The sequence below is a fragment of the Nitrospiria bacterium genome (genome assembly GCA_035517655.1).
In the GTDB taxonomy this organism is placed as follows: Bacteria; Nitrospirota; Nitrospiria; order JACQBZ01; family JACQBZ01; genus JACQBZ01.
The window spans coordinates 1-8834 of the sequence record DATIYJ010000051.1; the positions used below are offsets into that span (position 1 = coordinate 1).

An 8834-nucleotide genomic window follows, 5' to 3' on the forward strand; every position below is an offset into this window, starting at 1 on the left:
AGTTTCTGTTGCGACAAAATTATCTCTTCCCGGTCTTGGATTTCATCCCGAATTGTGGTATAGTTTGAACCGTTTACCAATAACTTTGATAGAAGAAATCCGTGATTACGAAAGAGAAGCGACTTAAAACCGATGAGGAGAAGATCGCGCAGCTGAAACGCTCGCTGTCCGAAAAAGCGCGCGAGTTGGATCTGCTCCGTCAGATCAGCGAATCCATCAGTTGCAATCTGGACCTGGACAATGTCTTGAAGCAGATCATCGATATCGTGGTCCAGGTCACGAAAGCCGACGCGTGTTTGTTGTATCTGTACAATGACCGCAACAAGGAATTGATTCTCCGCGCGACCAAGAACCCGCATCCCAAATTGATCGGCCGCGTTCGCTTGGAGCTGGGCGAGGGGATCACCGGATGGGTGGCGCGGGAACGAAAACTCGTGGCGATTGCGAAGAACGCGCACGACGATCCGCGTTTCCGGGTTTTTCAGAATCTTCCCGAAGACCGTTACCAGGCTTTCCTTTCGATCCCCGTCGTTTCGAAAAACGAGGTGATCGGCGTGATTAATGTCCAGCACAAGCGGCCGCATCATCACTCGGCCGGCGAACTGGCTCTATTGACGACCATCGGCCATCAGGTCGGGGGGGCGATCGAGAACGCCCGGCTGTATGAGGAAATGAAGAAAAAGGCGATTCAGATCGAGACGCTGTCTCAGGTGAGCAAGACCATCGCGTCCAATCGCTACTTGAGGGAGATCCTCCAGTTGATCGTGGCCATGACGGCCGAAATGATGAATTCGACCATCTGCTCCATCATGTTGCTGGATGAAGCAAAGCAGGAGCTGGAAATCGTGGCGACCCAAAGCCTGAGCGAAGAGTACCGGAAAAAACCGAATCTGAAAGTGGGCCAAAGCATCAGCGGTCAGGCGGTCCAGGAACGGCGGCCGATCGCCGTTCTGGACGTTACCCATGAACGGGGGTACATGTATGCCGATCTCGCCCGGAAGGAAGGGCTTCGATCCTTGCTTTCGGTTCCGATGATGATCAAGGATCGGGTTGTGGGCGTGATCAACAGTTATACCTCTCACGAACACAAGTTTTACGATGAAGAGATCAAGATCCTCCAGGCGGTCGCCAACCAATCGGCCGTCTCGATCGAGAACACGAAGCTGGTCCGCCAGTCGAACGAGATGCAGGAGGCGCTTGAGAACCGAAAGGCGGTGGAGCGGGCCAAAGGCGTTCTGATGCGTGAAAAAAGGATTGGCGAGGACGAGGCCTTTCGCATCATCCAACGCCAAAGCATGAATACCCGAAGGAGCATGAAGGAGATTTCCGAAGCCATTATTCTGGCCAGCGAAATTAAATAATACCCGGTTCAAGAACGCCCAAGGGGTAAATTCTTGCAGGGACGGCTTCCGCAGGCGCCCCTCAGGACCGCCTTGACAGGCCATCATTCGGTCATCGTTGAAAGGGGTAAAGATGCGCACATTACGTATTGCGTTGGCCCAGATCAACAGCACCGTCGGTGATCTGGAAGGCAATACCGAGAAAATATGCGAGTATATCGAAAAGGCCAAGGCCCTTGAGGCCGATCTCGTGGCCTTTCCCGAAATGGCCATTCCCGGTTATCCTCCCGAGGATCTACTTCTCAAACCGTCGTTTGTCCAGGACAACCTCGAAGCCCTTCAAATGGTGATCAAACAGACCAAAGGCATCACCGCCGTCGTGGGCATGGTGGACCGGCAGGACGACATCTATAACGGCGCGGCCCTGATCCATGACGGCGGCCTGGTCGCGATTTATCACAAGATCCACCTTCCCAATTACGGCGTGTTCGATGAGAACCGATATTTCCAGGCCGGGACGGACTGTCCCGTCATCGCGGCCCGGAACGTGGCGGTCGGCGTCAACATTTGCGAGGACCTCTGGCATCCGGAGGGGCCCGCACTGACCCAGGCGCTGGGCGGCGACGCCGAAGTGATCGTGAGCATCAACGCCTCGCCGTATCACCGCGGCAAGACGCGGTTCCGGGAACAGATGCTGGCGACCCGCGCGAGGGACAACAGCGTCATCGTGGCCTACGTGAACATGGTCGGGGGGCAGGACGAGTTGGTTTTTGACGGCCAGAGCGTGATCGTTGATCAAAACGGGCGGGTGATCGTCCATGGCCGTCCGTTTGAAGAAGAACTGATCCTGGCCGATCTGAACATCGACGGGGTGTTTCGAGCGCGCCTTCACGACCCGCGTCGTCGGCAAATGAAACTGGCCTTTATGGCCGAAAAGCCGCCCGTCAAACGGTTTGTTTTGCCGGGCCGGATTGAGCCGCCGAAGAAGCGGCCGCTCCATCCGCGGCCCTACGAACCGCTTCATCCGCTGATGGAAGTCTACCGCGCATTGACGCTGGGCGTGAAGGATTACGTGACGAAAAACGGTTTCTCGAAGGTCGTGATCGGGATCAGCGGCGGGATCGATTCCGCCCTGACGGCCCTGATTGCCGTGGACGCGCTCGGAAAAGACAACGTGGTCGGCATATTAATGCCATCACAGTATACTTCCGCCATGAGCGTGGAGGACAGCCAGTTGCTCACGAAGGCGCTGGGCGTCAAGCTTCTGGTGATCCCCATCAAGGAGGTGTTTCAGACCTATTTGAAGCTGTTCACGAAGGAGTTCAAGGGGCGGGCGCCCGACGCCACGGAGGAAAACCTTCAGGCCCGAATCCGTGGAAACATCCTGATGGCCTTTTCGAACAAGTTCGGCTGGTTGGTTCTGACGACCGGAAACAAAAGCGAGATGAGCGTCGGGTATGCGACCCTCTACGGAGACATGGCCGGCGGTTTCGCGGTGATCAAGGACGTTCCGAAAACCTTGGTCTACGAACTGGCCAACCACCGCAACTCCCTGGAGAAGAGGCCGCTCATTCCACAACGAATTTTCAAGCGACCGCCGACGGCGGAGTTAAAACCGGGCCAGACGGATCAGGACACCCTGCCTCCTTATCCCGTTTTGGATCCGATCGTTCTGGCTTACGTCGAGGAAGACATCGGGTTCGAGGAGATCGTCTCGATGGGCCATGACCGCCGCACGGTCGAAAAGGTGATTCGAATGGTGGACCACAGCGAATATAAGCGCCGCCAAGCCCCGATCGGGATCAAAATCACCCCCCGCGCCTTCGGCCGCGACCGCCGCGTGCCGATCACCAATCAGTACAAGGAAATCCCTGGGAAGTAAAGTGGGTTAAATACTTCGAACAAAATCATTACCCTCTTTAAGAAATGAGCCAGTAACTGGCTTATAGAATCCCACCACCTTCTGGACTTTTCTCAGCCGAGCTCGCTGCACCCTAACAATCCACGGATCTTATGTCTTGCATATAAAATTAAGTTTTAAACTTGTAGATGCCGCCAGGCCCCGATCGGGATTAAAATCACGCCGCGCGCCTTCGGCCGGGGCCGATGCCTTCCGATCACAAACCAGTATAATGAGATTCAGACGAAGTTAAGATCGCTCTGGGGTGCCGCCATAAGGCGTATTCCAGCATCCCTTCGCGTTTTCTGTTGACCTAGACTCTCCGGCTGTATTATTCTGGATCAAAATTAAACGACGGCCCTGTGACGCCTTCGGGCGCTCGGGGCCGCCTTTCCGTTTCCCGCTAACATAGAACAGGAGGATGCGCGATGGCTGTAGAAATTAAAGTGGGGGCGACGGCGCCCGATTTTACGTTGAAGGATCAGGACCAAAAGGACGTCAAGTTGAGCGACTACAAGGGTAAAAAGAATGTCGTCTTAGCCTTTTATCCTCTCGATTGGAGTCCGGTCTGCACGACCGAGAACAAGTGCTTGAACGACGATTTCCCGAAATTTCAATCGGCCGGCACCGAAATCCTGGGGATCAGCCGGGACAGCGTCTACTCGCACAAGGCCTGGCAGGAGGCGTTGGGACTTAAGCACCGTCTCCTTTCGGACATGAGCGGGGACGTCGCCAAGAAGTACGGGATGTGGTTGGACGACAAATTCATCACAAAGCGCGCAACGGTGGTCGTGGACAAGCAGGGGACGGTGCGCTACGTCAAGGTCCAGGAAATTCTGTCGGCGCGGGACGACAACGAGATTCTGGCCGCGCTGAAATCTTTGAATTAAAATCAGGCCGCTGGTATAATTGGGGCAGAGAACTCTCTGCCCCAATTTGCATTCGAGGAAAGATCCTATGGCGACAGATCTTCAATTGGAACGCGTCACGGATGAAAATTATCCCGACTATCTGGCCGCCCCCGCCGCGCTCATTCTTTTCAAAATCGCGAATTGTGAAAAGTGCGAGGAGTTCCTTCCCATTGTGGCCGAAGCGATGCAGCGGTATGAGGGCCGAATACGGTGGGGGGTGGCCTTGCTTCATGTCCCGGGAGCCTGCCGGGAAATCAAACGGAAATACCGCTTCGAAACTTTTCCCACGACCCATTTTTACAAGGCCGGCCGGCTGGTCCACCAGGAGGACCACAAACTGACCGCCGAGGAATTGGATGCCGCGATCAAGAAGCACCTCCTTTAAGGCCAAGGTAGGCCGTTTCGCGAGGATTCTTCCGATCGTGGTGCTTTGTCTCGCCGTCGTGACGATCGGATCGTTCGCCCCGATCCATCTCCGGATCGGGATCGGCGAGGTGTCCGGCGAAGAGACCCCGGCGGTCGATTACGATGCCATCGAGGCTTTCTTAAAAAAGTTGACGGCCAAGCAGCCGATCGTCTCCCTGACGGTCATTCACCGGGTTGAACCGTCGCCCGTCCCGGGGCTCCAGCAAGTCAAATTCGTCATCGAAATGAACGGACAACGCCAGAACGGGTTGGTCTATCTGTCCGGGTCAAAAATTTTCCTCGGACAGATTTTCGATTTAGGAACACAGGAAAATCTCACGGAAAAACAGGCCGGAGCATCCCAACCGGTCCATTATGATATTAAGGATCTTGATCTTGAGAATCGGGTGCCTCGAGGCACGCCGGGAGGGAGGCTGGTCATCGTCGAATTCTCCGATTTTCAATGTCCGTTTTGTAAGCAGGCGACGAAACCGCTCGGAGAGTTGTTGAGAAAATATCCCGAGGACGTGGTGATCTATTATAAACATATGCCGATCACCGAAATTCATCCCCTGGCCTACAAGATGGCTTTGGCCTCCGAATGCGCCCGCACCCAAAAAGCCGGGGCTTTTTGGGTTTTTCATGATCGCTTCTTCTCCGATCCCCCGATTCGAGATGCCGCACAACTGCGCGACCAAATCGGGCAATGGGCCCGACAACAGGGCCTCGACACAAAGAAGTTTCTAACCTGTTATGACAATGCGGAACAAGCCCCGCGAATCGAGAAAGACATGAACGATGCCCGAACGATCGGGGTGAACTCGACGCCGACGTTCCTCCTCAACGGGGAATTCGTGGCCGGGGTGCAGTCTCTTGAACGCTTCGAACGCTATCTGGAGGCGAAATAAACGTTAAAAACGCAGGAGACCTTCATGGACAATCCGTCCGAAAAGCCCAGCCGGTTGGAACGGGTGAATTTTATTATACGGATTATTCTGGCCGTCGGGACAGTGGGCATTCTGCTGGTGGCCTTGATCGCCCTCATGAGACGGGGAAGCGGCTATTAAACGGTTAATCTCGTTCCGGCTCGGTGTGCCCGTGCTCGTGTTTCACCTTGTCCTCGTTGAATAGATCGCTCATCTCGTCATCCATGGTTTTTTCATCATTGGGGACAATCGGGAGCGGGATGTCGATCGGCTTCCTCTTCGGTTTCTTCTGTGATGAATCCGTGTCTTTCGGCTGTTTGTGTTCTTTGCTCATCACCTTCTCCTTGTCCGGCATTAACCCATTATTGTATGGATAAAATATTATTAATTTCAATAATTTTTAATAATTAATTATACTTTAAATTTAACTAAAAAATCTTTCATGGCCGCGATCTGGATTTGGAGGTCGCCCTCGGCGGCCGCCTCGCGAATTTGTTTCCTCAGATAGGGATTGCTTCCCATTCGGTCGATCGTCTCCTCCAGAAACTTTTCGGGTGTGGTTTCCGGTTGTTCCGAGAGAAACCTGATGATGCGGTCCTCCACCGGTACAAAACTTTCTCCAAAATGGAGAACCACATGGTAGTGCCGGTTTCCGAGCCATTCAAACCGGAGACCTTTCATCGATAAAACCCCTTCGAGGATTCATCGGTCCGCATGGATAACGGCATGCCGCGCCTCGGTTAACGGGAATAAGCCTGACGGGCGGCCGATTTTTTTTTGATCAATTCATACGCGGCGACCAACCTTCTTAATTTCGGTTCGGTGCTGCGGTCTCCCCCGCGCCGGTCGGGATGGAGTTCCTTCACCAGCCTCCGGAACGCGGTCGTGATCGACCTCATGCTTGAGCCCGGTTCCATGCCCAATTCCCGATAGGCTTCGGCTTCGTTCTTGATTTCGGCATGGACTCCCGTCGTTTGACCGCTCTCCCATTGACGCAGGAAATCAAAAAGATTAAAGCGGTTGCGGCGACGCATCGGCCGGTTGTATAATTGGCTGTCGATCTCTTCAAAATGGTCTTCCAGGAAGTTGAGCCGTCCCGAAAGTCTTTTAAGGTCATCCAACACGCGGGCCTGATCGATCTCATCGACCATCTGGGCGAGCAGTTGTTCCATCTCTTCAAGGCGTTCCTGTTGGGCAAAGTACGTGTCCATTCGTTCATGGAACACCTGTTCAAAAGCGTCCGACGAACTTTTCTCGACGCGGTTTTGGAGGTCTCCCAAGCGGTCGCGAAGCTTTTTGCGCAGTTCCATTGCTTTTCTGTGGTCGTGGTCTTGGTCCATCGAACACCGTCCGCCTGTCCGCTACTATTATACTAAAGGCACGGGCGCAGTTGAACATAATTATTTAGGCGGCGGTCTTCCTTGACATTTGACCGGCAACTTGATAGGGTGCCTGTTTGTGAGGACGTTGAATCCGCACAGCGAGCGCAATTCCGACCTCCGCCCCCGACGGGTAGGGCGGAATTAGCGAGCGAATCCAAATGGGAATCTTCTCCTCCCGGATCGAAGAACCACCGGCCGTAAGGCCCGGGTTCTTCAAACAAAACAAAATTCTCCTCATTCTCATAGCCGTCGGCTTGACGCTCATGGCCTCCATTTCCTGGGCGATGGCCCAGTCCGAAGAGGAGGCGTACGAGCATAACCGACAGGGAATGATCGCGATGTCCGAAGCCGAATTTGAAGAGGCGATCGTGGAGTTTCAAACGGCTGCGGCGTTGGCGAAGGACTATCAAATCCGGAACCGGCCCTTGATTTATACGCCGGTATTCATGACGGCCTGGGCCTATGAAAAGATCGGACGCATGTCGGCGGCCTGCGGTGAATTTCAACGGTTTTTGAAAATCGCTCCGGCCGATGCGATCGAGTCGACCAAGGCCGAACATGCCCGGGACTATTTGAAGCAACATTGCCATGAGTGAGCGCGGAGTGAAAAAAAACCATTGTTGACGTCGTCCGCGGTCCGGGAAAGCGGTCCCGAAGGTTCGTTAAAATGAAAGCGGCCGGCTTTTGGATTTTCATGTTCTGCCTGCTGGCGGTGCTCACGTTTTTGACCTTGAATACCAATCCCCAGCGGTTTAAATACCGCCACCCCCCCGAGGAGTCGCAATCCCCCTCCGCCGGCTCTTCCGAGACGGGTGCAAAAACGTGGGGCAAAGTTTACGCGGAATTGTATGGTCCAAAAGGATTGGAGAAAACGTGGGAGATCGCGACGCCTAAAGGGTATTTCACCGAGGCCGATCGGGACCAGTTTTTGCGCGATATCCCGGCCAAAAAACAGTTCGGAGAGGCGCGGGTCACGGTTAAAGAAGACGGGGCCGACCTCGTTTTCGGCATCTATTATAAGGGCGCAAAACCTTGAAGACCGGATTCGCCGCCGGGCTGCTCTGTCTCGTCATCATCATGGGAACGGTCCGGGTAGGGAAGACGATGGCCTTTGAAATCAAGAGCTCCGCGTTTGCCGATGGTCAACCCATTCCGAAGAAATATACCTGCGAGGGGAGCGACGTTTCCATCGCGCTCGGGTGGACCGATCCGCCGGCCGGCGCAAAAAGCTTCGTCCTGATCGCGGACGATCCGGATGCCCCGATGGGGACGTGGGTCCACTGGGTGGCGTACGACCTTCCGGCCGAGGCGCGCGGATTGCCCGAAGACGTTCCGAAACAGGAGACGCTCCGGGACGGGACGAAGCAGGGGCTGAATGACTTCAGACGGGTCGGCTACGGCGGACCATGTCCGCCGCCCGGGAAACCTCACCGGTATTTTTTCAAGTTGTACGCTCTCGACAAAAAACTCGGACTGCCGCCGCGGGCGACCAAGCCCCAGGTCCTGGATGCGATGAAGAACCATGTTCTTGCCGAGGCGCAGCTCATGGGGACGTTCAAGCGGTAGAACGGCCTTCAAGAAGCAGAGAACGGTTATTGACAGATCATCGTTGTTGGGCCTAAAATTGAACCAAGTTGAACCCGACCCTTAAACGTTGTGGTCCGTTGCGAAAATCATTCGGTGCGCTGATAGCGATGTTCTCTATGGTGGCCCTTGGGCCGGACGCCACGGCGCAGACGTCGGTCAATCAGCCGACGCCGTCCGCGGAGGTCGTCGCCCTGGGCGCCGACGGCGTATATCGGGCGGAGGTGACGGTGGACTCTTATTCTTACAAACCGGACCATCTGATCGTGACGTCGGGGCATCCCGTGGAACTGACGCTGAAGAGCGTTACGATCATCGTGCCGCATAACTTTCTCATTAAGGCTCCGGAAATGGGCCTCGATGTCAAGCAGGACGTTCCGGCCGGC

General features: G+C 54.9%; 13 protein-coding genes. 10 read left to right on the forward strand and 3 right to left on the reverse strand.

Annotated features, from left to right (window positions below; genetic code table 11):
- Window positions 1-101: 101 nt before the first annotated feature.
- The 6 genes from VLY20_09605 to VLY20_09630 all read left to right on the forward strand — a co-directional run bounded on the left by VLY20_09605 (window position 102) and on the right by VLY20_09630 (window position 5623).
- Complete coding sequence (locus VLY20_09605; protein HUK56898.1) at window positions 102-1361, forward strand: GAF and ANTAR domain-containing protein; 1260 nt, start codon at window positions 102-104, stop codon at window positions 1359-1361.
- A gap of 112 nt (window positions 1362-1473) precedes the next feature.
- A complete protein-coding gene (locus tag VLY20_09610) occupies window positions 1474-3222 on the forward strand; it encodes an NAD+ synthase (GenBank protein HUK56899.1) in 1749 nt (582 codons plus the stop codon).
- A 446-nt stretch (window positions 3223-3668) separates the two neighbouring features.
- The gene (locus tag VLY20_09615; GenBank protein HUK56900.1) at window positions 3669-4130 is read left to right on the forward strand and encodes a peroxiredoxin; all 462 of its coding nucleotides are present in this window, start codon (window positions 3669-3671) and stop codon (window positions 4128-4130) included.
- A 67-nt stretch (window positions 4131-4197) separates the two neighbouring features.
- Entirely contained in the window at window positions 4198-4536 is a 339-nt protein-coding gene (locus VLY20_09620) for a thioredoxin family protein (protein ID HUK56901.1), read from the forward strand.
- Window positions 4508-5464, forward strand: coding sequence for a thioredoxin domain-containing protein (locus tag VLY20_09625; protein HUK56902.1), 957 nt, complete (start codon window positions 4508-4510; stop codon window positions 5462-5464). Before VLY20_09620 ends, VLY20_09625 begins: the two co-directional genes overlap by 29 nt.
- Window positions 5465-5488: 24 nt before the next feature.
- Complete coding sequence (locus VLY20_09630) at window positions 5489-5623, forward strand: hypothetical protein (GenBank protein HUK56903.1); 135 nt, start codon at window positions 5489-5491, stop codon at window positions 5621-5623.
- A gap of 4 nt (window positions 5624-5627) precedes the next feature.
- On the opposite strand, the gene VLY20_09635 is transcribed toward VLY20_09630, so the two are convergent.
- From VLY20_09635 to VLY20_09645, 3 genes are all read right to left on the reverse strand, one after another.
- Complete coding sequence (locus tag VLY20_09635) at window positions 5628-5816, reverse strand: hypothetical protein (GenBank protein HUK56904.1); 189 nt, start codon at window positions 5814-5816, stop codon at window positions 5628-5630.
- A 77-nt stretch (window positions 5817-5893) separates the two neighbouring features.
- Entirely contained in the window at window positions 5894-6163 is a 270-nt protein-coding gene (locus VLY20_09640; protein HUK56905.1) for a hypothetical protein, read from the reverse strand.
- 59 nt (window positions 6164-6222) lie between these two features.
- On the reverse strand, window positions 6223-6792 hold the full coding sequence (locus VLY20_09645) for a DnaJ domain-containing protein (GenBank protein ID HUK56906.1): 570 nt from the start codon (window positions 6790-6792) through the stop codon (window positions 6223-6225).
- A gap of 230 nt (window positions 6793-7022) precedes the next feature.
- Between VLY20_09645 and VLY20_09650 the strand changes: the two genes are divergently transcribed.
- The 4 genes from VLY20_09650 to VLY20_09665 form a co-directional block, all read left to right on the forward strand.
- Window positions 7023-7460 carry a hypothetical protein gene (locus VLY20_09650; GenBank protein HUK56907.1) on the forward strand — a complete coding sequence of 146 codons (438 nt, stop codon included), beginning with the start codon at window positions 7023-7025 and terminating at the stop codon, window positions 7458-7460.
- Between the two features lie 71 nt (window positions 7461-7531).
- On the forward strand, window positions 7532-7900 hold the full coding sequence (locus VLY20_09655; GenBank protein ID HUK56908.1) for a hypothetical protein: 369 nt from the start codon (window positions 7532-7534) through the stop codon (window positions 7898-7900).
- The gene (locus tag VLY20_09660; protein ID HUK56909.1) at window positions 7897-8430 is read left to right on the forward strand and encodes a YbhB/YbcL family Raf kinase inhibitor-like protein; all 534 of its coding nucleotides are present in this window, start codon (window positions 7897-7899) and stop codon (window positions 8428-8430) included. The genes VLY20_09655 and VLY20_09660 overlap by 4 nt, the downstream gene beginning before the upstream one ends.
- Before the next feature lie 137 nt (window positions 8431-8567).
- Window positions 8568-8834, forward strand: a 267-nt coding sequence (locus VLY20_09665) for a hypothetical protein (protein ID HUK56910.1), incomplete at its 3' end; no start/stop codon positions are given.

Excerpts from the sequence above, each read along its gene's own strand:
- VLY20_09615 (HUK56900.1), top strand. The coding sequence starts at position 3,669 with ATGGCTGTAGAAATTAAAGTGGGGGCGACGGCGCCCGATTTTACGTTG.
- VLY20_09655 (HUK56908.1), top strand. The coding sequence starts at position 7,532 with ATGAAAGCGGCCGGCTTTTGGATTTTCATGTTCTGCCTGCTGGCGGTG.
- VLY20_09625 (HUK56902.1), top strand. The coding sequence starts at position 4,508 with ATGCCGCGATCAAGAAGCACCTCCTTTAAGGCCAAGGTAGGCCGTTTC.
- VLY20_09620 (HUK56901.1), top strand. The coding sequence starts at position 4,198 with ATGGCGACAGATCTTCAATTGGAACGCGTCACGGATGAAAATTATCCC.
- VLY20_09640 (HUK56905.1), bottom strand. The coding sequence starts at position 6,163 with ATGAAAGGTCTCCGGTTTGAATGGCTCGGAAACCGGCACTACCATGTG.
- VLY20_09650 (HUK56907.1), top strand. The coding sequence starts at position 7,023 with ATGGGAATCTTCTCCTCCCGGATCGAAGAACCACCGGCCGTAAGGCCC.
- VLY20_09635 (HUK56904.1), bottom strand. The coding sequence starts at position 5,816 with ATGAGCAAAGAACACAAACAGCCGAAAGACACGGATTCATCACAGAAG.
- VLY20_09610 (HUK56899.1), top strand. The coding sequence starts at position 1,474 with ATGCGCACATTACGTATTGCGTTGGCCCAGATCAACAGCACCGTCGGT.
- VLY20_09630 (HUK56903.1), top strand. The coding sequence starts at position 5,489 with ATGGACAATCCGTCCGAAAAGCCCAGCCGGTTGGAACGGGTGAATTTT.
- VLY20_09645 (HUK56906.1), bottom strand. The coding sequence starts at position 6,792 with ATGGAACTGCGCAAAAAGCTTCGCGACCGCTTGGGAGACCTCCAAAAC.